The organism is Proteobacteria bacterium CG1_02_64_396 (assembly GCA_001872725.1).
GTDB lineage: Bacteria > Pseudomonadota > MNWR01 > CG1-02-64-396 > CG1-02-64-396 > CG1-02-64-396.
Genome location: MNWR01000031.1, coordinates 39247 through 62161, shown reverse-complemented (window position 1 = coordinate 62161; position 22915 = coordinate 39247). Strand labels below are relative to the sequence as shown.

The following is a 22915-nucleotide window of genomic DNA, read 5'->3' as shown; positions in this document are numbered from 1 at the left end:
AACCTCACCCCCACTCGTAGGAGCGCCGCCCCCGGCGCGATCAACGGGGCAAGAATCGCCAAAAAACCAAAACCCATCGCGCCGAGAAGCCGCTCCTACCCCCCCCCCTCACACCCAAATCGCATCCCAATGGGGGTATTGCCCGATCTCTTCCACCAACCCCTTGCGTAGCGGATTGGCCACCAAATACCGGGCGACCTTTTCCGCCTCCTCCTCGACCCTCAGCGCGTGGTCGTAATACCCCCGCTGCCACACCTTGCCCCCCATGCCGTGGGCCGCCACCGATTTCATGGAACCGATTACCCGCGCCAAGGGGACGGTGCCGGTCAATTCGAGCAGCCAATGCAGGTGATCGGGCATGAGGACGAACGCCCAGGTTCGCGCCCGCCCCAGTCGTTCCTCCCCCTTCAAAGCGTGAACGACCTGGCGGGCTGCAAAGAGATCGGTGAAATGGGGCGCACGGCCGTGGGTGACGGCGACGACGTGGTAGAGGCGGTGGGCTTCGGAGAAGCGGTAGGTGCGCAGGGCGTGGCCCCGCCAGCGGGTGGGGGATGGGATCATGGGCGCCTCCATGGCGTTGAGGGTGTTCCATTGGTGATGGTAGGAGCGCCGCCCCCGGCGCGATCCATCGGGGCAAGAACGACCAAAAACCAAAACCTATCGCGCCGGGAAGCCGTTCCTACCACCTTATTAACCTCCTGGGACAGGGAACCCCCGCCCTATTTTCCGACCCTATTAGTCGGTTTTTCTTGACACCCCCCGGAGGAGCCGAACAATCGCGCCCCTTCATTCACATCTACGAACGCCCTCCACCGAGGTTGCCATGTTCGATTTTCTCAAGCCCAAAGGAGCCCAACCCATGGCTCACGTGACCGAAGCCCAGGTCTTGGACGCCCTGCGCAAGATTCAGGATCCCGATTTTAAGAAGGACATCGTCACCCTCGGGTTCGTCAAAAATCTCAAGATCGACGGCGGCAAGGTCGCCTTCACCATCGAGCTGACCACCCCCGCCTGCCCGGTTAAGGCCGAGTTCGAACGGGCCGCCAAAGAGAACGTCGGCGCCATCGCAGGGGTGACCGAGGTGGCGGTGACCATGACCGCCAACGTTCAGGCCCACGCCACCCAGAAGGGCAAGGAGCTAATCCCCGGCGTCAAAAACGTCGTTGCCGTCGCCTCGGGCAAGGGGGGGGTCGGCAAATCGACCACCGCCGTCAACCTGGCGCTGGCGCTGGCCCAGAGCGGCGCCAAGGTGGGGATTCTCGATGCCGACATCTACGGCCCCTCGATCCCCCAAATGCTGGGGATCTCGGGCCGTCCCGACACCAAGGACGGCAAGACCTTGGAGCCGATGGAAAACTACGGCATCAAGGCGATGAGCATCGGTTTTCTTGTCCCCGACGACACCCCGATGATCTGGCGCGGCCCCATGGTGATGAGCGCCCTGAACCAACTGCTGCGCGACACCAACTGGGGCGAGCTCGATTACCTGGTGGTCGATCTGCCCCCCGGCACCGGCGACGCCCAGCTTTCGCTGGCCCAGCAGGTTCCGGTCACCGGCGCCGTCATCGTCTCCACCCCCCAGGAGGTCGCCCTGCTCGACGTGCGCAAGGGGGTCAACATGTTTCGCAAGGTCGAGGTCCCCATCCTCGGCATCGTCGAGAACATGGCCTACTTCGTGTGCGACGGCTGCGACAAGAGGCATTACATCTTCGACCACGGCGGCGCCCATAAGGCTGCCGACTCGTTCGGCGTCCCCTTCCTAGGTGAGGTGCCGTTGGTCCCCGAGGTGCGCGAGGATGCCGATGCTGGCCGTCCCATCGTGATCGCCAATCCCGACAGCCCGGTCTCCCAGGCCTACCGCGACATCGCCGGTCAGGTGGCGGCTCAGATTTCGAAGATGCAGAAGGATTACGCCTCGCTCTTCCCCAAGATCGTCGTGCACTAAATACCGCGAAAAAACAGCCGTCAAAAGGGGGGGCATCCCCCCTTTTTTTATGCCTGTGTTGCGCGGACCAAGAAACATTTCCTGCATATGAACAAAGATTTAGGAATAGGCCTTAAAAATACAGTTTTAACCGAAGAGCAACTGGCGTAGGGTTCCGTTCTGGCTTTTTTGCCGCCTTCCCAACCGTCGCATGGGGAGCTGAAAATGGAACGTGGACTCGACACCCTCTGGCGCGATTTTCTCTCCTCCGGACGTCCCGGAGACGAAACCCAGGCCGAGGTCCGCACCACCGCCTTCGTCAACGGCGTCTCCCTCTTCGCCATCCTCATTTTTCTGATTTTTGCCACCCTCCACCAAAAACTCGGGCTACAGCATCTGGCGCGCTTCCAAGTCGCCTCAGCCTTGCTGCTCGCCAGCAACCTTCTGTTGCTACGCCGTTTTGCCCGACCCTTTCTGGCGGCCCACATCGCCGTCGCCATCATTCTGGCTCAAGTCCTCACCCTGTTCGTCGACGGGGGGCTGGCCAATACCGGTGCTTTCTGGCTTTCGATCTTCCCCTTGGCCGCTTTCATTCTGACCGGACGGCGCAGCGGCTGGTGGTGGAGCGGCGCCCTGGCCGCCATTGTTTTGGTGCTGTGGCAACAGCAGACGGTGGGCGCCATCGCACTGCCCTACCCCCCCGGCACCGTGCCCGCCATGTTGGCCACCTACCTGACCAGCGCCTTTTCGGTCTCGATCTACGACGCCATGCGCAACCACGGCGACATCGCCTTCATCCGCCGCCTCGAAGGATTGATTCCCCTCAAAACTCAACTGGAACGCGAAACCCAGCAGCGGCGGCGCACCGAACAGGCGTTGGAGCAGGCGACCCACTACGACCCGGTGACGGGACTACCCAACCGTATGCTCTTTTTCGACCGGCTCGGCCAGGCGCTTAAACGGGTCGGGATCGGCGAACACTGCTCGGTGATCGCCCTGAGCCCCGATCATTTTGTCGAATCGAGCCACCCCCTGGGCAAGTTGGGGAGCGATGCGTTACTCACCCAGATCGCCAACCGGTTGCGTGCCCTGGGTGAGCCCGAATACACGGTGGCCAACTGGAACGAATCGACCTTTTTGATCCTGCTGGAGGGGTTGAGGGGGCAAGGGGAGGCGGCGCAAATCGCGGGCAGGGCCCGCACCCTGTTGACCGCCCCCTTCCCCATCGAGGGGGGGCACGACCTCTTCATGACCGCCTCCATCGGGGTCGCCCTGCATCCTCAAGACGGAGACCACGCCGTGGGGCTGGCCCACAGCGCCATGATCGCCATGGAAGAGGTCCGCAAACATGGGGGGGACGGCATCGATTTTGTTCAAGGGGGGATGAGCGCCGAGATCGCCCAGCGCATCGTGCTCGAATCGGCGCTGCACCATGCGGTGAAACGGGGGGAATTCCAGCTGCATTACCAACCGCAGGTCGACGGCAAAACCCACCACATCAACGGGGTCGAGGCGCTGCTGCGTTGGCATACCCCGGAATGGGGAATGGTCCCCCCCGACCACTTTATTCCGATTTCAGAGAGCACCGATTTGGTGCTCGACATTGGCCATTGGGTGTTGGAAGAGGCGACACGCCAGGCCAAGGCGTGGCAAACAGCAGGGCTGCCCCCCCTCAAAATGGCGGTGAACCTCTCGGCCCGGCAATTTCGGCGGGAGCAGCACATTGCTGAAACGGTGGGGACGATCCTCGACCGCATCAACCTGCCCCACGGTCTGCTCGAACTCGAAATCACCGAAGGGGCGGCGATGCACAACATGGAGGAGACCATCGCCATCTTGCAGCAGCTCAACCGGTTGGGGGTCTCGGTCGCCATCGACGACTTCGGCACCGGGTTTTCATCGTTGGCCTACCTCAAACGCTTCCCGGTCCAGGCGCTCAAGATCGACAAAACCTTCGTGCAGGGGATCCACCGCAACGAGCGGGACGCCGAGTTGATCGCCGGCATCATCTCCATCGCCCACCAACTCGGCCTCAAGACAGTGGCCGAGGGGGTCGAAACCCCCGAACAACTCGACGTGCTTCACCGCCACGATTGCGACCACATTCAAGGCTACCTCTTCAGCCGCCCCCTACCCGCCGAAAACCTCACCCCCCTGCTGGGTAGCCACGCTTTTCTCCCCTTTGCCACCGCCTGAGTGGTTCCAAACCCCATTCGGGGTTAGCTTGTCGACGGCTCAACCCCACCCGACATCCACCCTCAGGAGCATGGACGTGCGACCACCGACCCGAATCATCCCCCCCTGTACCTGGAACAGCTTCGCCCCGCCCCCCGTCGACCACCTCTACTTCGAAGGGGGGGCGCTGTTCCCGTTTCGTCCCCGTGTCGACGGCTTCGATCCGGTGCAAGGATGGTGGCTGGCCGAAATGGCGCTGCTGGCCTACTGCAACCAGGCGCAGGTGGCGGTCGAGCTGGAACGGGCTGGATGGCAACTGGCAGCCTGGTTGCACGACGATACGACCGGCACCCAGGGATTTGTCGCCCGGAGCGACGATGCCCAACTCGTTGCTTTTCGCGGCACCGAGATTCGCCCCCACGACGGCGGCGACAACGTGCTCAAGGACATCCTGACCGACATCCGACTGCCCATCGAACACACCGGCTGGCTGCCCAACGTGGGAGGAACCCACAAGGGGTTTTCCCAAGCGCTCGACTCGGTCTGGAATGCCCTGAGCGGTGCCATCCTCAAGGGGGATGAGGCCCCCCCGTTGTGGCTGGCCGGTCACAGCCTGGGGGGAGCGCTGGCAACCTTGGCGGCACTGCGGCTCGACCAGGTGCAGGGGCTCTACACCTATGGGTCGCCCCGGGTCGGCAACGCCCGTTTCGCCCGCCACTTTCAGGCCCCCACCTACCGGGTGGTCCACCGGGAAGATCCGGTTACCGATCTGCCCTTCACCTGGTGGTGGCTGGGCCATTACCGCCACGTCGGCCAGCCGGTTCATATCGACGCGGAGGGTAAACTCCACTTTCCCGCACAATTGGGCAACCGGGCCAAAGCGATGTTCGAAGCGACGCTCCGCAATCTGTTGGAGGGGAATTTCGATCCGCTGCAACTCGACGGGCCAGCCACCATTCCCCGCCCCGTCGCCGACCACTCCCCCCTCTACTACGCCTTGCGCATGTGGAACCACCTGGTCGCCACCGCTCCCTCTATGTAAGCCCGACCTTGCCGCCCACGGAGCGGGCGCCCTTTCTTCTGCCTGCTCCTTTGGCTACCCTGACAGAACCTTACTATTACCGCGTCCTACCGCCCGGCGGAGTGTTCATGAGTCACGCGCAGTCCCTGCCTCCGGTGATCGAGCGACTGCTCGACCCCAGCTTTTACCCCCATCCGGTGGAACACCTGGAGCTGATTCAGACCCACGTCTCGTGGGTGGTCCTAACCGGCCCCTACGCCTACAAGGTGAAAAAACCGGTCGATTTCGGCTTTCTCGACTTCTCCACGCTGGAAAAACGGCAGCACTTCATCGCGCTGGAGCTGACCCTCAATCGGCGTCTGGCCCCCGACCTTTATCTTGAGGTGCTGCCGGTACGCACCGACCCCCAGGGCAACCTTGAGCTCGGGGGGGATGAGGGGGATCGCCCCATCGTCGAATACGTCCTCAAGATGGTGCAGTTCCCTCAATCGCATTTGCTCGACCGGCTGCTGAGCGAAAACAAGGTTGAGCCGCAGTGGATCGACGCGCTGGCCGACCGAGTCGCCCGCTTCCATCAAGACGCCCCGACCGGCAAGGCCATCGCCTCGTTCGGCGCCCCGGAGCGGGTGCGGGAAAACATTCGGCAAAACTTCGAGCAAAGCCGCCATTTGGTGGAACGTGGACGGGTCGACGCCGCCGCATTCGACGCCTTCGAACGCTGGAGCGAAGCCTTCTTCGTCGACCACGACGAGACCTTCCGGCAACGGGCGGAGCGGGGCCACATTCGTGAATGCCATGGCGATTTACACAGCGGCAACATCGCCGTTTGGGACGGTAACCTTCAGGTTTTCGACTGCATCGAATTCAACGAGCCGTTCCGCTTCATCGACACGATCAGCGATCTGGCCTTCTTGGTCATGGACCTGCGCTTTCGGGGCCGACCCGATCTGGCGATCCGGGTACTCAACCGCTATCTGGCCCACACCGGCGACACCGAAGCCCTGGTTTTGCTGCCGCTCTACGAAAGCTATCGGGCCCATGTGCGGGCCAAGGTGGCCGGCTTCATGGTGCAAGGGGGGGACGAGAGCCAGGGGGTGCAGGCGGCCCGCTACCTCGAATACGCCATGCAGGTCACCCACCCGCGAACCCCGCGTATTGTCGGGATCTTCGGCCTGTCGGGGACCGGCAAATCCTCCGTCGCCGCCAGTCTGGCCGAGGCGGGGCAGGCGATCTGGCTGCGCTCCGATACCATCCGCCGTCAGGTGGCCGGGCTTGAATTAACCGCCCGCACCAATTCCGCCCTCAACCACAACCTCTACGCCGCCGACATGACCGCCAAAACCTACGCCGAGCTCTTCCGCCAAGCGGGGGATGTGGTGGCGGCGGGGCTGCCGGTGATTGTCGACGCCACCTTCCTGGAACAAGAGGGGCGCGAGGCGCTGCATGGTGTCGCCAAACGCTTCGGCGTCCCCCTCGACTGGGTCTGGACCGATCTGCCCCCCCATCTTGCCGAGGAGCGGATCGTCCAACGCAGCGCGGCGGGGGCCGACCCCTCCGAGGCGACGGTGGAGGTCTACCGCGCCCAGCGGATGCGCTTCGATCCCCTGCAGAACCTTGAGGATCGGGTCTGGCGCCAAGAGACGACTCAACCCATTGACGCCGACGCCCTCTGGCGTCGCATCGAGGCGGGGTAAACCTTGTTTATTCTGCGTGCCGGTGGGGTGCTGTTGCTGGTTTTTGTGCTGGCCGCCCTGATCTACGGGGTGCTGGCCAAGGATCCCAGGGTGATCCCGGTGATGCTGCGGGTGCTGCGCTGGGGGGTGATGTTGGCGGCGCTGGGGGTGGGACTTTATTTCGTGGGACGTTTGGTGGGATGGGTATTGTGATGGCCGACGACTCGTTCGAAACCCTGCTGCGCGATCTGCTCGCCCTGAACCCCGAACAGCGCAGGCTGGTGCAGCGCACCGTGCGCGAGTTACTGGGCCAAGGGGGACAGACGCAAGGGGTGCCGCGCCCCGTCGAGCCACAGCCCGAAGCCTCCCCCGAGGGCGAGAAGGTCTTGGCGGCGATGCAGCGACTGCGGCGCAGCTACCCGATGCTCCCCCCCGAGAAACTGCTGGGACCGGCCAGCGAGATCATGATGCAGGCGATGAGTACCCCCAGCGAGGAGCACCCGGCCTTGATTGCGCGGCTTGAAACCCTGTTTTCAGCCCACTACCAACGCTACCTCGACGCCTTCGAGCAGGAGAACCCGACGTGAAGAAGTTGCTGCGCCCCCTAACGATGTGGCTACTGCTGATGGCGCTGCCGGTGAGCGCCTGGGCCGCCCCCTTCGTCGCCACCGCCACCGCGGGGGTCAACCTGCGGTCCGGCCCCTCCACCGAGCATTCGATCCTGTGGAACCTGCCGGTGCAGGGGTACCCGCTTCAAGTGGTCGAGGAGCGGGGCGATTGGATCCGGGTGGTCGATTTCGAAGGGGACGGTGGCTGGGTCGCCCAATCGTTGGTCGGCCCCAACCATGCGCTCATCGTCACCTCGGACAACGTCAATCTGCGGAGCGGCCCCGGCACCAACTTCGACATTGTGGCCAAGACCAATCGGGGGGTAATGCTGACCATCGTGAAAAAAAAGGGTCAATGGCTCCAGGTCGATGTGCCCGGCCATAAGGGGGAGGCCTGGATCTTCAACACCCTATGCTGGGGCGAGTAACTTTTTGATCCCCACCCCCCGTCGCATCGCGCTCTACCTTTCTGGCCACGGCTACGGCCACCTCTCCCAAACCGTCCCTATGTTGCTTGAGCTCGGTCGGCTGCTGCCGGATTTTGAGATCCTTCTGCGCACCGAACTCCCTGCCGATCTGCTGCACTGCGCCCTCCCCAATCTGAATCTGAAGATTCTGCCCGGACCGGTCGATGTCGGGGTGGTGCAGCGCTCGGCCATTGATGAGGACTGGGGAGCCACGCGAAGCGCTGTCGAGTCCTTTTTTGGACCTTGGCAGGAGCGAATCGACGCCGAGGTGGCCCGACTGGCCCCGCTTAAACCCGAGATCGTGGTTTCGAACATCAGCCCCCTGGCCTTTCCGGTCGCCCGCCGCCTCGGAATTGCCTCGCTCGCCCTGGCCAGCCTCGATTGGGGGGTCATCTACCGCTCCCGTTGGGGAGATGTGGACCCCTGGGTCGCACGCATCGCCCAGGCCCACCGCGACTGCGACCTGCGTCTGAGCCCGCCGCTGTCGTTGCCATCCGTCGATTTTCTCGACAACCGCTCCATCCCCCTGCTGGTTCGTTCCCCCCACCACAACCGAAAAACGGTGCGTGATGCCCTGGGGTGGGGCGAGGGTGAGAAGGTTGCGTTGGTGCTGTTTGGCGGCACCGGCCAGCCCCCCTTCGAACTGGCCGGGCTGGCCCACATCGAGGGATGGAGTCTCGCCCTGCCTACCCAGCTGGCCCCCGATCCCCTACCTCCCAACGTGTTGCGGGTGAGTATCGACCAACCGTTTGCCACCCCCGATTTGTTGCTGGCCGCCGACGCGGTGGTCACCAAACCGGGCTATGGGGTGCTCAGCGAGGCGTGGCAGGCGGGGTGCCCGGTGGTTTATCTGCCCCGAAGAGGATTCCCCGAATACCCGATGTTGCACGGTTGGTTGCAGAACCACGCCCCGAGCGCCCTGCTCGACCTTGAATCGTTTGCCGCAGGCCGCTGGGGAACCGCGCTGGCCCTGGCAACGTCTTGCTCCACCCGCTACCCCCCACTCGACCCCTCGGGGGGGCGGGTTGCTGCGGCAACGGTGGCGCGGCTAATGGGCGGTTTTGGCTAGATCCTTGCTATGGCGGCCCGCCTCGTCCTTGATCGAAAGGTTCGATTTCAACCCTGGGTTGCTTTAGCATCCCTCGATCTCTCGAAGCCCTTTTCAACCGGATTCGGGGAGCCGCCCCGGTCCATGATCCTTGTTTCACGGAGGTTGTTCTCATGAGCGTTCAACACATCACCGACGCCCAGTTTCAAGGCGAAGTCCTCAACAGCGAAGTCCCGGTTCTGGTCGACTTCTGGGCCGAATGGTGCGGCCCCTGCAAGATGATCGCCCCCCACCTGGATGCGGTTTCCGAGGAGTACGCCGGCAAGGTGAAGGTGGTCAAAATCAACATCGACGAAAACCAGGATGCCGCCCGCAACTACGGTGTGCGCTCCATCCCCACCCTGATGATCTTCAAGGGTGGTCAGGTCGCCGCCACCAAGATCGGCGCCCTGCAAAAATCGGCTCTGAGCCAGTTCGTGGGCGAGCACGCCTAATGCAAGAAGGGGGGGGACGGAGCCCTTCGGTCCCCCCCCTCCCCCTGTTGACACCGCTATTTTATCCCGTATATTAGTTTCTTCTAATATTAGAACTTGGATGTTCGCCCACGCTCCTAGGGGGCAGTCATGATCTCCGAAGAAAACCTAACCCGCGCCAGCCGCTGCATGAAGGCACTCGCCCATCCGATCCGCCTGCGCATCGTCGATGTGCTGGGCGAGCAAGAATTCAACGTCCAGCAGCTGGTCGAGGCGGTGGGAACCTCCCAAAGCAACGTTTCTCAACATCTAACCATGATGCGCGACAAGGGGATTCTCTCCTCTCGACGTGAAGGCAATCAGGTCTTTTATAGCGTTGGCGACTGCAAGATTCTCAAGCTGGTCAGCCTGATGAAAGAGACCTTCTGCCCCACGCCGGGGGATGTCGCCCCCGCTCCCGAAGTGAGCGACGAGGCGGCGCTATCCCAGGCCTAGCCAAAAACAGCGATGCGCCCCCGGTCACGGGGGCGCCTTGACAAAGGCCAGCGCGGCCTTTTCTTTTTGCCCATCAATATTAGAATTTTCTAATCTTCTTATTTAATGGAGGAACCGATGCCGATGCGTCGCGCCACCACCGCTTCCTGGATCGTCCTGGCCTCGCTGAGTGGCCTGCCCACCTGGGCCGCCGCCGCCCCCCCCGTATCGTTGGGAACGGCGGTTCGGCATGCCTTGGACCACAACCCCCAGATTCAGGCTGCCCAGGAGCAAATCGAGGCCGCTCAAGCCCAGCTCGATCAAGCCATCGGCCACCTGCTTCCCCGCATCGATCTATCAGCCACCGCACTGCGCAGCGATGGGGCGCTGGCTGCCTTTGGCAGCAAGCTCAACCAGCGCTCGGCCACGGTGGGCGACTTCGGTCTGCTCGAATCGGGGGCTGGAATCGGCGCCGCGATTGCCGGAACCGGCGCCCCCAACGCCGCCTATGCCCCCGACGCCCTGAATCGCCCCGGCTTTTACAACGACTGGGGGACCAAGGTGCAGGTGGTGGTGCCGATCTACAACGGCGGACGCATCTGGACTGGCAAGGGGCAAGCCGAGGCGATGGTCGAGGCGGCCCGCGATCAAGAGCTGCGCACCCGCCAGGAAATCGCCGCCCAACTGGTGCAGGCCTACCTGGGGGCGGTCACCGCCACCGCCTATGTCGAAGTGGCCCAGCAGGGGCGCAAGGCGACCGAGGAGTACGTCGCCATCGCCCGCAATCTGCTTAAAGGGGGGGTGATCGTCGAAAGCGATCTGCTCAACGCCCAGGTCCACCAGGCCGAGATGGAATCGCGGATTCTTGAGGCGCAAAACCAACAGCAGCAGGCCACCGACTACGTGCGCATGCTGGGCAACTACGTCGACGCCATTGAGCTGACCCTGAGCGGCGATCCGGTTTTGCCGATCCCCGAAGGGGACGAGACGGCGCTGATCGAGATGGCCCTGAATCAACGCCCCGACCTGTTGGCCATGAAGGCGCAAAGCCGGGCCGCCGAGGGGCAGATCGATCAAGCCGAGGCGGGACACCGTCCCAACCTGAATCTGATCGCCATGAGCGAGTGGCACAAAAACAAGCCGGGGCTGGCCAATCAAGCCTCGACGGTGCTCGCTCAGTTCGACCTCAACCTGTATGCCGGGGGGAGCGTCAAGGCGCAGACCCTGGCCGCCGAGGCCGACTACCGCCGGATCACCTCATTGATCGGCCAGATGGAGGAGGGGATTCGGGTGCAGGTGCGTCAGGCGCGCCGTAACTTGGGGGCGGCGGCGGCCCGCATGGAGGTGGCCCACCGGGCGCTGAGCCAGGCGGCCCAAGCAACCCAACTAACCCGCAACCGCTACCGCGAGGGGCTGACCACCATGGCTGAAGTACTGCAATCGGAGGCAGGACTCGACAAGGCCCGGGCCGATTTGGTGCGCGCCCGCCACGATCAACAGTTGGCGGCCCTCGATCTGATGCTGGCCACTGGACAGATGAAGTTTGAGGATCTGATCCGCCAGAACGGCGGGCAGTAATCTGCTGCCCCATCACCCCCTCCAGCGGTGGGGGGCAAACCAAAACTGTTATTCATTAATCGCGCCGAGGCGGCGCTCCAACAAATTTCTTATACGGAGCAAATCCATGAAATCCCGTGCTCTGCTGCTCGCCATGTTCGCGGCCGCCCCGTTGCTGGTCGGTTGCTCCGACGAAGCGGCCACTCCCGTCCCCAGTCCTGAAACCCGCCAAGTGGCGGTGAATGTGCTGGCTGTGACCCCCACCAGCCTGCCCCGCCACCATACCGCCACCGGTTCGGTCGTCTCCGACCACCGGCTGATGACCGCCTCGCGGGTCATGGGCTACATCAAGGCGATCCACGTGCAAGAGGGGGACTTCGTTGCGAAGGGGGATCTGCTGGTCTCCATCGACCCGGCCGACATCGAGGCGGGGATCGCCCAGGCCAAGGCGGGGCTCGAACAGGCCCAGGCCAATCAGCGCAAGGCGACCAGCGCCCTGGTCGACGCCACCGCCGACTATGAGCGTTTCAAGGGTTTGTACGAGCAGAACTCGGTCCCCAAACGCGACTTTGAAAAAATGCGGCTGCGCTATCAAGTCGCCCAACAAGATGTTCAAGCCGCCGAGGCGGGGGTGCGTCAGGCCCAGGCGGGGCTGACCAACGCCCGCGACCAACTCAAATACGCCGCCATCACCGCCCCGGCTCGCGGCGTGGTGACGCAGAAACTCAAGTCGTCGGGCGACATCGCCACCCCCGGCTTCCCCATTTTGGTGATCGAGTCGCCCGACCAGCTCATCTTCCGCACCCAAGCCCGCGAACAACAGGTCGGCCACATCGCCATCGGCGACGCGGTTGAACTGAGCATCGACGCCCTCGGCCATCCCATCCCCGGCAAGGTCAGCCAGGTTGTCCCGAGCGGCGATCCGGCCACCCACACCTATTTGGTCAAGGTCGCCCTGGCACCGAGCGCCGAGGATGCCCGCGCCCTCAAGGCGGGGATGTTTGGTCGTGCCACCTTCACCCTGGGCAGCGAGGATGGGATGGTCATCCCCCCTGCCTGCATCGTCGAAAAGGGGGGGCTCAGCGGGGTCTATCGCATCGATGAGCAGGGCAAACTCGCCTTTCAGATGGTCCGTCTGGGCCGTATCTTCACCCTTCAGGGTACACCGATGCAGGAGATCGTCGCCGGACTTGAGGCGGGGGACCGTATCGTCGTCGACGCTACTTTAACCCTGCGCACCGGCATGACCGCCGTGGTCGCCCCTGCACCCGCAGCCCCCGCCCCCCAGGGAGGTGAGTGATGAGCGAGCGTCCCAACGACGCGCCCCCGTCGGAATTGGAGCGCAAAGAACGGGAGTCGGAGCTTGACGCGCTCAAGCTCCGCGAGCAGATCCTCGAAGAGGAGGTCCAAGCCCTCGAAGAGGAGGCCCATTCCAACATTGCGGGCAAGATCGCCCGGTACTTCATCGATTCGAAGTTGACCCTGCTCATCGCCCTGGCCTCGTTGTTGTTGGGGGTCATGGCGCTGAACATCACCCCGCGCGAAGAGAACCCGCAGATTGTGGTTCCCGCCGCCAACGTCATGGTGATGAAGCCGGGGGCGACCGCCGCCGAGGTCGAGAACCTCGTCGTCAAGCCGCTGGAGGCGATCCTCAAGGAGATGCCGGGGGTCGAGCACACCTACGGCATGGCGATGAACGACATGGGCGTGGTCACCGTGCAGTTCTTCGTGGGGCAGAACAAGGAAGACTCCTTGGTCAAGCTCTATGACCGGATCATGCACAACATGGATCGCATCCCCCCCGGGGTCATGCAACCGCTGATCAAGCCGGTCGATGTGGATGACGTACCCATCGTCGCCATCGCCCTGTCGGCCCCCGAAGCGACCGACAACCTCTACACCGACAACGATCTGCGCCGGGTCGCCGACGACGTGCTCGAAGAGCTGCGTAAGGTGCCGGGCACCTCGGTTTCGTTCGTCACTGGCGGTCAAACCCGCCGCATCACGGTGGAGCTTGATCCCGAGCGGATGCAGTCGATGGGGGTCAGCCTCTTTCAGATCGACGAGATGCTCGACGCTGCCGATGTCGAGATCCCCAGCGGATCGCTCGTCCAGGGCAACAACGTCGCCTCGGTGCGGGTTGGCGGCTGGCTCAACAACGCCAAAGAGGTTGGTAATCTGGTCGTGACCATCAGCGACCAGGGGCGTCCGGTCTACCTGCACGACATCGCCAACATCACCGACGGTCCCGGCGAGCGGGCGCTTTCAACCCGCATGGCCTTCGGCCCCGCCCACTCCGGCTTTGCCACCTTGGGGGGGCAGGAGTACCCCTCGGTGTCGCTGGCGGTCGCCAAACTTCCCGGCACCAACGCGGTGACCGTCGCCCAAGCGGTGATCGACCGGGTCGAGGCGATCAAGGGCTCGATCATCCCCGAAGACATCCACACCGTGGTGACCCGCGACGACGGCGCCAAAGCCGACGACGCGGTCAACACCCTGGTGGAGCATCTGGCCATCGCCATCGGCTCGGTCATCATCGTGTTGATCATCTTCCTCGGTTTGCGCGAATCGATGATCGTCACCGCGACCGTGCCGCTGATTCTCTTCCTCACCCTGGCGGTGGGGATGATGGCGGGGCAGACGATCAACCGAATCACCCTGTTCGCCTTAATCCTCTCGTTGGGATTGCTCGTCGACGCCGCCATCGTGGTGATCGAAAACATCCATCGCCACTACGCCTTGGGGCGGGAAGACCGCGCCCTGGGTGCGATCCGTGGGACCAACGAAATCGGCAATCCGACCAACGTGGCGACCCTGGCCGTGGTCCTCGCCTTCCTGCCGATGTTCTGGGTAACCGGGATGATGGGCCCCTACATGGCCCCGATCCCCTTCAACGTTTCGGTGGCGATGGTCGCCTCCTTGTTGATCGCCTACGTCGTCACCCCCTGGGCTGCCAAGCGCTACATGCCCTATAGCCAACACGGCCAGGGGCACGAAGAGGAGGGGGCCGGCATCCGGGCCGCCTACCGCAAATTCGTCGGCCCTTTGATCGCCTCGACCGCCAAACGACGGCTGTTCATGGGGGGTGTGGTCGCCTTGTTGATCGCGGTTCTGGCCATGCCGGCCTGGGACGGGGTGCTCTTCAAGATGCTGCCCAAGGACAACAAGAACACCTTCAACATCACCATCGACATGCCCGAGGGCACGCCGCTGGAACAAACCGACCGGATCGCCCGCGAGGTCGGCGCTGTGGTGGCGCAAAACCGGTTTGTCACCGATTACGAGACCTTCGTCGGCATTCCCGGGGTGATCGACTTCAACGGTCTGCTGCGCGGGGCCGGGTTCAAAAAGGGGAGCAACATCGCCGAGGTGCGGGTGAACCTGGTCAACAAACACGACCGGGCGACCTCAAGCATCGACATCGTCATGGCCATGCGCGGCCCGATCCAGGCGATCATGGACCGCAACCCCGGCGCCAACATCAAGCTGGTCGAAGATCCCCCCGGCCCCCCGGTGCGGGCCACCCTCTTGGCCGAGCTCTACGGCCCCGATTACGACGAGCTGCGTTTGATGGCGGGCGACGTGCGCGGCCTGTTCTTGCAGACCGACGACGTGGTCGATGTCGACGACTCCTTGGGGGCGCAGCAGACCGAATACCGCATTGTGGTCGACAAAGAAAAAGCGGCTTTGTCGGGGATCGTCACCGGTCAGGTCGCCAAGACCCTGGCCACCTACCTGGGCGGTTGGGATTACGGGACCGTGCACATCGAGGGCGAGAAGAACCCGGTGCCGATCCGCTTCCAGCTCCCCCAAACCCGGCGCATCACCCCCGACGAGATCGAAAACATCACCATCCAAAACCGGACGGGGATGCAGATCCCGCTGTCGGAGATCGCCAAAATCGTGCCGGTAACGGCGCAGCGCCCGATCTTTCATAAGGATGGCCACCCGGTCGTCTACGTGATGGGCGAGCTGGCCCAAACCAGCCAGGTCTACGCGGTACTGGGGATGTATGGCCAAGTGGCCAAGCAACAAGTAAACCCGCCCAGCGGTTTGGATATTGCCCTCGACATGTTTGGCCTGGGCAACCTGCAAACCCTGGGGCAACTCGGCGGGCATGAGGTCAAGCAGCTCTTCACCGCCGATCCCAACGATGGTCAGTACTCGTTGCGTTGGGATGGGGAGATGCGCCTCACCCTCGACGTCTTCCGCGATCTGGGGACCGCCTTCGGGGTCGCCGTGGTCCTGATCTACCTGCTGCTGGTTGGTTACTACCGCTCCTTCGTGATCCCCTTGGTGGTGATGGGGGCGATTCCGCTGACCATGGTGGGGGTCTTCCCAGGCCACATGATTACCGACCAGTACTTCACGGCGACCTCGATGATCGGGGTGATCGCCCTGGCGGGGATTGTGGTGCGCAATTCGCTGCTGCTGATCGACTTCATCATCGATTACCGCAACAAGGGGTACACCCTGGAGGAGGCGGTTCTCGAAGCGGGGGCGGTGCGGTTCCGGCCGATTTTGCTCACCGCGCTGGCGATCATCCTCGGCACTGCCGTGATGATTACCGACCCGGTCTTCGGCGGCTTGGCGGTGGCGCTGATCTTCGGCACCTTCGCCTCGACCATCCTGACCCTGGTGGTCATCCCGCTGCTCTACTACGCCATCGAAAAGCGGCGCGAGCTTCAAGCAGCGGCCTGAGCAGCAGGGCTTCGGCGACGGGGTCGCCTCCTACGACGGCGCACCCTTTTGGCAGCTTCGGCGACGAGGTCGCCTCCTACGACAGCACACCCTTTCGGCGGCCCATCCCTGGGCTGCTTGGAAGAATCAATCCGCGCTTCCCAAGGGGGCGGTTTCGCGCCCCCTGTACCTTTTTGGAGCCCATCATGACCTTCGTGAAAGAAAACTGGCCTTGGATCGCCGCCTTCGCACTGATCGCCTTCATCCTGCTCAAGGGCCCGATCTCTACCGCCATGGCCGGGATCAAGACAATCTCGGTGAACGACCTGAACGCCATGATGAGCAGCGACCAGCCACCGCTGTTGATCGACGTGCGCACCCCGGCCGAATACAACGCCGGCCACGCCCCCAAGGCGGTGTTGATTCCCCTGTCGGAAGTGGAACGGGCAATCCCTCGGATTCAAAAACTGGCGGGGGAGCGCCCCATCGCCCTGATCTGCCGCTCCGGCAATCGCTCGGGGCAGGCGGCGGTGATTCTGAGCGGCGCCAAGCTGACCAACGAGATCGTCAACGTCGGGGGCGGCACGATGGCGTGGCAGAGCGCTGGGTATGCGGTGGAGCGGTAAATCTTGAGATATAGGTCTTATAGAACTCATAAGACCCATAACGACCTATAACACCCCGGAGGCCCCATGAGCGAAACCCTGACCCTCCCCTGTCCCGCTTGCGGGGCGCTCAACCGGGTGCCTGTCGCTCGACTTGGCGAACAACCGACCTGCGGCAAGTGCAAACAAACGCTGCTGCCGGGCAAACCGGTCGTCGCCAGCGACACCACCTTCGACCGGCAGGTGCTGCAATCGCCCCTGCCGGTGTTGGTCGATTTTTGGGCGCCCTGGTGCGGCCCTTGTCGTATGGTGGGGCCGGTGCTGGAACAGATCGCGGCCGAGCGGGAGCAGTCGCTGAAAATCGTCAAGGTCAACTCCGACGAAAACCCTGGCCTTTCAAGCCGCTTTGCGATTCGCTCGATCCCTACCCTGATGCTCTTTAAGGGGGGGCGACATGCCGATACCATCATGGGCGCCCTCCCCAAGGGGCAGCTCGATAGCTGGTTGAACCAACATCTGGCTTAACCCGGACCCCGGTCCGCCACGTACCTCTCACCCACCAAAGGAAAGGAGCACCCAATGCAAGCAAACATGGGCAGTGTCGATCGCGGGGCCCGCTTCGTCGTCGGTCTCATTCTGGTTACCCTGGTCTTCGTTGGTCCCCAGACCCCCTGGGGCTGGATTGGCCTGATTCCCCTGGCTACCGCCGTCCTCGGCTGGTGCCCCCTCTATGTGCCGTTGAAGCTCAACACCAAAGGCAAGGAGGGCTGAGTCCCATGGCCGATTACGGTTTCCGCAAGGTGGTCGCCGGCTCGATGGACGAGGTGGTCGAGCGCACAAAAGAGGCCCTCAAAGGGGTCGGCTTCGGCACCCTGTTCGATCTGAACGTGGCCGGCATCCTGAAGGAAAAAATCGGCCACGAGCGCCGTCCTTACCGCATTCTTGGCGCCTGCAATCCCCGTTATGCCGCCCAGTCGTTGCAAATCGAAGAGGAGCTGGGGCTGCTGCTGCCCTGCAACGTCATCGTTTACGAAAACGAAGCCGGGCAAACGGTGGTGAGCATGATCGATCCCCAAGCCATGCTCGGAGTCCCCGGCAATCCGGCCCTAACCGAGGTTGCCGGTCCCGTCAAAGAGCTGATGCAACAAGCGCTGGATGCAATTTGATCGGCCGCCGCACGACCTTGAAACCCCCAGCCATCCGGCTGGGGGTTTTCTTTTGGGGACTTAAACCATGACCCCCCCCCATGCCCACACCCCCCTTACCCTCTGGGGCTGGGACGAATTCTTCGAAACCGGCTACCAGCCCTGGGTCGGCAAACGGGCCGAACCGGGCCGCATCGTCGCCCAGCACCAGAACATCTACCGGGTTGCCGCCGCCTCGGGGGAATACCTGGCGGAGGTCTCGGGGCGTCTGCGCCATCAGGCCAGCGGAAGGATCGACTTTCCCGCCGTGGGTGATTGGGTCGCCATCCGACCCACGACCGGCGACCGGGCCACCATCCAGGGGCTGCTGCCCCGCAAAACCCTTTTCGCCCGGCGCATGTCGGGGCTGGAGGCCGACCAGCAGGTGGTCGCCGCCAACATCGACACCCTCTTTCTGGCCACCGCCTGCGACCGCGATTTCAACCTACGCCGTCTAGAACGCTACCTGCTGCTCACCCAAGAGGGGGGCGCCAGGCCGGTGGTGCTTCTGACCAAGGCCGACCTAGAAGAGAACCTCGCCGCCGTGGTCGCCTCGGTCCACGCCATCGCCCCCCAGGTGCCGGTCCACCCGGTCAGCACCCTGACCCTCTCGGGGCTGGAGGCGCTCGATCCCTATCTGGGGCCGGGGCAGACGGTGGCGGTGCTGGGGTCGTCGGGGGTGGGCAAATCGACCCTCATCAACGCCCTGAGCGGCCAGGCAAAGATGGCAACCCAGCAAATTCGGGCAAAAGACGGTAAAGGTCGCCACACCACTACCCATAAGGAATTGTTGCTTCTAGAGGCGGGGGGGATGCTGATCGACACCCCCGGCATGCGGGAGCTGCAACTGTGGGAGGGACGCGAGTCGCTCGACGCTTTGTTTCCCGATGTTGAAGGTCTTTTGGGAAGCTGTCGTTTTTCCAACTGCACCCACAGCAACGAGCCGGGCTGCGCCATTCAGGCGGCCATCGATGCGGGGGAGCTAGCGGCGGGGCGCTGGAACAACTACCTGAAAATGAAACGGGAGATCGAAGAGATCGAGCACATGTTGAGCGTTCCAGACAAAAAGGGGCGCCCCGTGCGTCATCGACGCGGCTGACGCCTTCAGCCCCAGGGAACCGCCCCCCCGCTGGAGCATCCATCCTGACCCTACCCGGCAGCGGTCGCGCTTTTCACACACAGGAGTAGATCATGAGACATTGGCTAGCACCGATCTTGGCAGGTTGTTTCGTCATGGCCGCCCTTCCCGCCATGGCCGAAGACGATGGCGACGAATGGGACGAAGCCCCGATGCAGTCGAGCCCCTGCATGGGGCAACCCTGCATCATGGGACACCCCGGCATGGGACAACCCTGCATGCCGGGACAATCGGGCATGGCGGCGCCTGGAGCCAAACGGCCCGCCCCTGGGATGGGGCGTGGCTGGGATGCACTGAATCTGACGGCCGAGCAAAAGACCAAGATTCAGGCGCTGCGCGATTCATTCCTTCAACAACGCAGCAACGAGCGCGAGCAGATTCGTCAAGCCATCGACAAGGTACGGGCCTTGAGCAATGACCCCGCCACCACCGATGCCGACCTCACGGCGGCGATCCAAGCCAAACACGAGCTGCTGATCCAAGCGGAACTCGCCCACCTCCAGCACTGGCGCGATGTCCGCAAACTCCTCACCCCCGAACAGCTGCAACAGCTCGACAGCCGCCGCGAGCAGCGCCGCAACCGGATGGAGGAGGGTGGACAGCCGCCTCGGCGCTGATTCCAGCCAGTCCCACCGAAAAAGCCCCGTGGCTTGAAACCCACGGGGCTTTTGGTTTTCTTGCCTTATCGTGCCTGGACGCCGTGATCGAATACCGGGCCTTGACGCCCCTTTGTCGTCAGGCTCCCCCCCATCAAATTCCACCCCTTCCTCCTCAGCGGGTTCGTGCCATGGCTCAACACATCGTCATCCTGGGCGCCGGGTTCGCCGCCGTCACCGCCATCCGCCAACTGCGTCGCTTCGGCCCCCCCGATCTTGAGATCACCCTGGTCGCGCCCAAGCCCGAATTCGTCTACCTCCCCAGCCTGATCTGGATCCCGACCGGGCAGCGGCGGGGGCGGGATCTAACGGTCAACCTGCAATCGTTCTTGCAGCAGAACAAAATCAAGTTCTTCCCGGCCCAGGTCACTGGCCTGCGCGAGGGGGGACGGATCGTGCGCACCGACAAAGGGGAGGTGGAAAACGACGCCCTGCTCATCGCCAGCGGCGGACGTTTCATCAAGAAACTGCCGGGGATTGAGCACGCCGTCACCCTGTGCGAGGGGATCCCGGCCGCAGAACAAATCCGCGACAAACTGCGCAGTATGGAGGGGGGGAAAATCGCCTTTGGTTTTGCCGGCAATCCTCAAGAGCCCGCCGCCATGCGGGGGGGGCCGATGTTCGAACTCATGTTGGGGATCGACACTTGGCTGCGCCGCCATTGGAAGCGCGACAACTTCGAGCTGACCTTCTTCAGCCCCGCCCCCAAACCGGGGCAGCGCATGGGCGACAAAGCGGCGGAACACCTGTTGGCTGAATTGGCCGACCGGGGGATCCAAATCCACCTGGGCCACAAGATGGTCCGCTTTGAAGAGGGCAAGGTTGTGACCGAAGGGGGAGAGGTCGCCGCCGATCTGATCTGCTTCATGCCGGGGCTGACTGGACCCGCCTGGCTCGCCCAGAGCGGCTTGGAACTCTCGCCGGGGGGATTCGTGCAGGCCGACGCCTACTGCCGGGCGGTGGGAATGGAGCGACTCTTCGTGGCGGGGGATGCGGGGAGTTTTCCCGGACCCGACTGGCTGCCCAAGCAGGCCCACATGGCCGATCTGCAAGCCAAGGCGGCGGTGGAAAACCTGCTCGATGCCCTGCGGGGCAAGGGGCCGGCCGCCATTCCCAAAACCGAGCTGGTCTGCATGCTCGACCACCTCGACGGGGCGATGCTGGTCTACCGCAGCGAAAAACGCAGCTTTATGTTGCCCGGCGGGAGGCTGTTCCACTGGGGCAAACGGTTTTTTGAGCAGTATTACATCAAACAATTCGGGTAAATCGGACGGGGCGGTCTCTTCATTCGGCATCGTCCCCACCGACCACCCACCCATCCCCCGCTTGATCCGAAAAAACGGTGAGCGCCACCGCCACCACCCCCGGATCGAACTGGCTCCCCGAGCCCCGATGCAACTGATCCAATGCCTCGTTCCAAGACATCGCCTTGCGGTAGGGGCGATCGGCGATCATGGCGTCGAAGGCGTCGGCCACCGCCAAAACCCGTGCCTCGATGGGGATTTCGGTCCCCCGCAAACCGTCGGGATAACCGCGGCCGTCGAAACGCTCGTGGTGGTGGCGCACGAAGGGGATGATCGGCTTGAAGGGGGTCATCCGCCCCAAAATCTGGGCGCCGTCGACCGGATGGCGCCGCATGGCTGCAAATTCCGCGTCGTCGAGCCGACCACCCTTATTCAAGATGGCGCCGGGGGTGCCGATCTTGCCGATGTCGTGCAGTAGCCCGGCGATGCGCAAAAGCTCCAGCCGTTCCTCCTCCCAACCCAACGCCTTGCCCAGCCGCAGGGCGAATTGGGTCACCCGGCGGGAATGACCGGCGGTCCAGGGCGATTTCTTGTCGACCGCCTCGGCCATCGCCAGGGCCGACTCATTGAACTGCTTAACCAGCCGGTCGTGCAGCCGCACATCCTCCAGCGCCGCCCCGGCCTGAAACACCATCGCCTTGCACAGCTCGATCTTGCGCGGGGTGATGGGCGCCCGGTCGGCATCGCGGAACTCGGTCAGCACCACCAGCCCCAAGACCTCGCTGCGGCTGAGCAACGGGATCGCCAAGGCTGCCCTCCCCCCGCCAAGCAACAACACCTGCCGGTCGCACAGCTGCACGATTTCCCCCCGCTCGACCACCTTGTGCCGCCTCTCTTCTAAAATCCGAGCGATGACGGGGCATTCGTTCAACCGCACCGTCGCCCATGCGGGGTCGGCAATGGCGGGCAGCGTGCGCACCGGGAAGCGGCCTTGCCGTTCCAGTACGCGCCCCTCCTGCCCCTCTTGCCAAAGCAAGATCTGACAGGCCGCCGTCTCACTGGCTCGGGTCAGGTTTTCGGCCAAGCGGTCGAGGGAGCGCAGCGGATCAACCGCGCCGGAGAGGGCGTGGCTGGTTTCGAGCAGTACCGACAACTCCTGGGTTTGGGTTGCGATGGTGTTGCGCTGTTCCAACAGCAGATCGCGGATGCGCTGGGCCATGCGGTTGAACCCAGAGATCAGCGCCCCGATTTCGTTGCCCGATTCGCCAGGGATGGCGACCAGGGTGTGGCCGTTGCTCATCATCCGCTCCATCCCCTCGCGCAGATGGCGCAAATGGCGAAAAACCAGCCATTCGCCCAGGAGGAGCAGGAGCGCCAACATCAACCCCAGCTCGGCGATGGCAATGGTCTGTTGCTCCCACTGATTGTGGACCACCGCCTGTTGCACCTGGCTCATGTCGATGTCGATGTCGATCACCCCCAGCATATCCCCCTCCTGGGCGCTGACATGGCATTGCAAGCACTGCTCCTCGGCCAGCACGGCGTGGAGGAATCTCAAGGTGGGAGGGGTGGCGTCGGATTGCCAGAACATGCGGGGGGAGTCCTGCGCCAATCCGATCCATTCGGGGCGGTCGTCGATGATGTGGTGGGGGGTTTGAAGGTCGTGATCGCGCACCACCGAGGGGGCGACCCAAACCCTGAGGTCGCGCACCCCCTGCATCCGCCTGAAACGGGCGTAGAGGTTATGCAGATCCTCGTCGTCGACCCCCATGCGCATCATCTCGATCAAGGTGTCGCGCAACACCAATGCCGAAACATTGAGCTGTTGGCGCGAGAGCGCCTCCATCTCTATTTTGACGTGGCGGTTGCCGATCCAGGTGCCGACCGACTCGACCGCCACCAGCATCACCGTCACCGCCACGAACAAGATGATCCGAATTGACATTCCGCCCTTTGACTCCCTGGTTGCCGTGCCGCCAAACGACCGA

Annotated in this window: 22 protein-coding genes; 20 read left to right on the top strand and 2 right to left on the bottom strand. The window is 63.4% G+C overall.

All coding sequences use genetic code 11. The features are described from left to right. Positions 1 to 108 precede the first annotated feature (108 nt). Positions 109 to 561: a transposase gene (locus AUJ55_03950; protein ID OIO59198.1), complete on the bottom strand. Its 453-nt coding sequence runs from the start codon at positions 559 to 561 to the stop codon at positions 109 to 111. Between the two features lie 298 nt (positions 562 to 859). Between AUJ55_03950 and AUJ55_03945 the strand changes: the two genes are divergently transcribed. The 20 genes from AUJ55_03945 (at position 860) to AUJ55_03850 (ending at position 20948) form a co-directional block, all read left to right on the top strand. Further along, positions 860 to 1945, top strand: a complete 1086-nt coding sequence (locus tag AUJ55_03945) for a hypothetical protein (GenBank protein ID OIO59206.1) — start codon at positions 860 to 862, stop codon at positions 1943 to 1945. Between the two features lie 204 nt (positions 1946 to 2149). Continuing rightward, on the top strand, positions 2150 to 4120 hold the full coding sequence (locus AUJ55_03940) for a hypothetical protein (GenBank protein ID OIO59197.1): 1971 nt from the start codon (positions 2150 to 2152) through the stop codon (positions 4118 to 4120). A gap of 76 nt (positions 4121 to 4196) precedes the next feature. Next, on the top strand, positions 4197 to 5141 hold the full coding sequence (locus tag AUJ55_03935) for a hypothetical protein (protein OIO59196.1): 945 nt from the start codon (positions 4197 to 4199) through the stop codon (positions 5139 to 5141). Between the two features lie 107 nt (positions 5142 to 5248). Further along, on the top strand, positions 5249 to 6814 hold the full coding sequence (locus AUJ55_03930; GenBank protein OIO59195.1) for a hypothetical protein: 1566 nt from the start codon (positions 5249 to 5251) through the stop codon (positions 6812 to 6814). A 3-nt stretch (positions 6815 to 6817) separates the two neighbouring features. Next, a complete protein-coding gene (locus AUJ55_03925; GenBank protein ID OIO59194.1) occupies positions 6818 to 7006 on the top strand; it encodes a hypothetical protein in 189 nt (62 codons plus the stop codon). Beyond that, the gene (locus tag AUJ55_03920; protein ID OIO59193.1) at positions 7006 to 7380 is read left to right on the top strand and encodes a hypothetical protein; all 375 of its coding nucleotides are present in this window, start codon (positions 7006 to 7008) and stop codon (positions 7378 to 7380) included. The genes AUJ55_03925 and AUJ55_03920 overlap by 1 nt, the downstream gene beginning before the upstream one ends. Positions 7381 to 7403: 23 nt before the next feature. Further along, positions 7404 to 7829 carry a hypothetical protein gene (locus tag AUJ55_03915; protein ID OIO59205.1) on the top strand — a complete coding sequence of 142 codons (426 nt, stop codon included), beginning with the start codon at positions 7404 to 7406 and terminating at the stop codon, positions 7827 to 7829. 4 nt (positions 7830 to 7833) lie between these two features. Then, complete coding sequence (locus AUJ55_03910) at positions 7834 to 8937, top strand: hypothetical protein (GenBank protein OIO59192.1); 1104 nt, start codon at positions 7834 to 7836, stop codon at positions 8935 to 8937. A gap of 152 nt (positions 8938 to 9089) precedes the next feature. Then, a complete protein-coding gene (locus AUJ55_03905) occupies positions 9090 to 9410 on the top strand; it encodes a thioredoxin (protein ID OIO59191.1) in 321 nt (106 codons plus the stop codon). A gap of 168 nt (positions 9411 to 9578) precedes the next feature. Next, positions 9579 to 9884, top strand: a complete 306-nt coding sequence (locus AUJ55_03900) for a transcriptional regulator (GenBank protein ID OIO59204.1) — start codon at positions 9579 to 9581, stop codon at positions 9882 to 9884. A 117-nt stretch (positions 9885 to 10001) separates the two neighbouring features. Continuing rightward, on the top strand, positions 10002 to 11441 hold the full coding sequence (locus tag AUJ55_03895; GenBank protein OIO59190.1) for a hypothetical protein: 1440 nt from the start codon (positions 10002 to 10004) through the stop codon (positions 11439 to 11441). Positions 11442 to 11547: 106 nt separating this feature from the next. Continuing rightward, positions 11548 to 12720 carry a hypothetical protein gene (locus AUJ55_03890; protein OIO59189.1) on the top strand — a complete coding sequence of 391 codons (1173 nt, stop codon included), beginning with the start codon at positions 11548 to 11550 and terminating at the stop codon, positions 12718 to 12720. 89 nt (positions 12721 to 12809) lie between these two features. Continuing rightward, a complete protein-coding gene (locus AUJ55_03885) occupies positions 12810 to 16121 on the top strand; it encodes a hypothetical protein (GenBank protein ID OIO59203.1) in 3312 nt (1103 codons plus the stop codon). Between the two features lie 272 nt (positions 16122 to 16393). After that, positions 16394 to 16726, top strand: coding sequence for a hypothetical protein (locus tag AUJ55_03880; protein ID OIO59202.1), 333 nt, complete (start codon positions 16394 to 16396; stop codon positions 16724 to 16726). A 66-nt stretch (positions 16727 to 16792) separates the two neighbouring features. Further along, entirely contained in the window at positions 16793 to 17230 is a 438-nt protein-coding gene (locus tag AUJ55_03875) for a thioredoxin (protein ID OIO59188.1), read from the top strand. A 54-nt stretch (positions 17231 to 17284) separates the two neighbouring features. Continuing rightward, positions 17285 to 17476 carry a hypothetical protein gene (locus AUJ55_03870; protein ID OIO59187.1) on the top strand — a complete coding sequence of 64 codons (192 nt, stop codon included), beginning with the start codon at positions 17285 to 17287 and terminating at the stop codon, positions 17474 to 17476. Positions 17477 to 17481: 5 nt separating this feature from the next. Next, complete coding sequence (locus AUJ55_03865; GenBank protein OIO59186.1) at positions 17482 to 17871, top strand: ABC transporter ATP-binding protein; 390 nt, start codon at positions 17482 to 17484, stop codon at positions 17869 to 17871. Between the two features lie 67 nt (positions 17872 to 17938). Next, entirely contained in the window at positions 17939 to 18988 is a 1050-nt protein-coding gene (locus tag AUJ55_03860) for a ribosome small subunit-dependent GTPase A (protein OIO59185.1), read from the top strand. A gap of 92 nt (positions 18989 to 19080) precedes the next feature. Next, positions 19081 to 19644, top strand: a complete 564-nt coding sequence (locus AUJ55_03855) for a hypothetical protein (protein ID OIO59184.1) — start codon at positions 19081 to 19083, stop codon at positions 19642 to 19644. 170 nt (positions 19645 to 19814) lie between these two features. Next, the gene (locus AUJ55_03850; GenBank protein OIO59183.1) at positions 19815 to 20948 is read left to right on the top strand and encodes a pyridine nucleotide-disulfide oxidoreductase; all 1134 of its coding nucleotides are present in this window, start codon (positions 19815 to 19817) and stop codon (positions 20946 to 20948) included. A gap of 19 nt (positions 20949 to 20967) precedes the next feature. On the opposite strand, the gene AUJ55_03845 is transcribed toward AUJ55_03850, so the two are convergent. Further along, positions 20968 to 22872: a hypothetical protein gene (locus AUJ55_03845; GenBank protein ID OIO59182.1), complete on the bottom strand. Its 1905-nt coding sequence runs from the start codon at positions 22870 to 22872 to the stop codon at positions 20968 to 20970. Positions 22873 to 22915: the final 43 nt, after the last annotated feature.

What these genes read in the sequence shown, in the direction of transcription:
- AUJ55_03950 (OIO59198.1), bottom strand. Translation starts at nt 561, where the DNA reads ATGATCCCATCCCCCACCCGCTGGCGGGGCCACGCCCTGCGCACCTAC.
- AUJ55_03945 (OIO59206.1), top strand. Translation starts at nt 860, where the DNA reads ATGGCTCACGTGACCGAAGCCCAGGTCTTGGACGCCCTGCGCAAGATT.
- AUJ55_03940 (OIO59197.1), top strand. Translation starts at nt 2,150, where the DNA reads ATGGAACGTGGACTCGACACCCTCTGGCGCGATTTTCTCTCCTCCGGA.
- AUJ55_03930 (OIO59195.1), top strand. Translation starts at nt 5,249, where the DNA reads ATGAGTCACGCGCAGTCCCTGCCTCCGGTGATCGAGCGACTGCTCGAC.
- AUJ55_03920 (OIO59193.1), top strand. Translation starts at nt 7,006, where the DNA reads ATGGCCGACGACTCGTTCGAAACCCTGCTGCGCGATCTGCTCGCCCTG.
- AUJ55_03915 (OIO59205.1), top strand. Translation starts at nt 7,404, where the DNA reads ATGTGGCTACTGCTGATGGCGCTGCCGGTGAGCGCCTGGGCCGCCCCC.
- AUJ55_03905 (OIO59191.1), top strand. Translation starts at nt 9,090, where the DNA reads ATGAGCGTTCAACACATCACCGACGCCCAGTTTCAAGGCGAAGTCCTC.
- AUJ55_03900 (OIO59204.1), top strand. Translation starts at nt 9,579, where the DNA reads ATGAAGGCACTCGCCCATCCGATCCGCCTGCGCATCGTCGATGTGCTG.
- AUJ55_03895 (OIO59190.1), top strand. Translation starts at nt 10,002, where the DNA reads ATGCCGATGCGTCGCGCCACCACCGCTTCCTGGATCGTCCTGGCCTCG.
- AUJ55_03890 (OIO59189.1), top strand. Translation starts at nt 11,548, where the DNA reads ATGAAATCCCGTGCTCTGCTGCTCGCCATGTTCGCGGCCGCCCCGTTG.
- AUJ55_03880 (OIO59202.1), top strand. Translation starts at nt 16,394, where the DNA reads ATGGCCGGGATCAAGACAATCTCGGTGAACGACCTGAACGCCATGATG.
- AUJ55_03875 (OIO59188.1), top strand. Translation starts at nt 16,793, where the DNA reads ATGAGCGAAACCCTGACCCTCCCCTGTCCCGCTTGCGGGGCGCTCAAC.
- AUJ55_03870 (OIO59187.1), top strand. Translation starts at nt 17,285, where the DNA reads ATGCAAGCAAACATGGGCAGTGTCGATCGCGGGGCCCGCTTCGTCGTC.
- AUJ55_03865 (OIO59186.1), top strand. Translation starts at nt 17,482, where the DNA reads ATGGCCGATTACGGTTTCCGCAAGGTGGTCGCCGGCTCGATGGACGAG.
- AUJ55_03860 (OIO59185.1), top strand. Translation starts at nt 17,939, where the DNA reads ATGACCCCCCCCCATGCCCACACCCCCCTTACCCTCTGGGGCTGGGAC.
- AUJ55_03855 (OIO59184.1), top strand. Translation starts at nt 19,081, where the DNA reads ATGAGACATTGGCTAGCACCGATCTTGGCAGGTTGTTTCGTCATGGCC.
- AUJ55_03850 (OIO59183.1), top strand. Translation starts at nt 19,815, where the DNA reads ATGGCTCAACACATCGTCATCCTGGGCGCCGGGTTCGCCGCCGTCACC.
- AUJ55_03845 (OIO59182.1), bottom strand. Translation starts at nt 22,872, where the DNA reads ATGTCAATTCGGATCATCTTGTTCGTGGCGGTGACGGTGATGCTGGTG.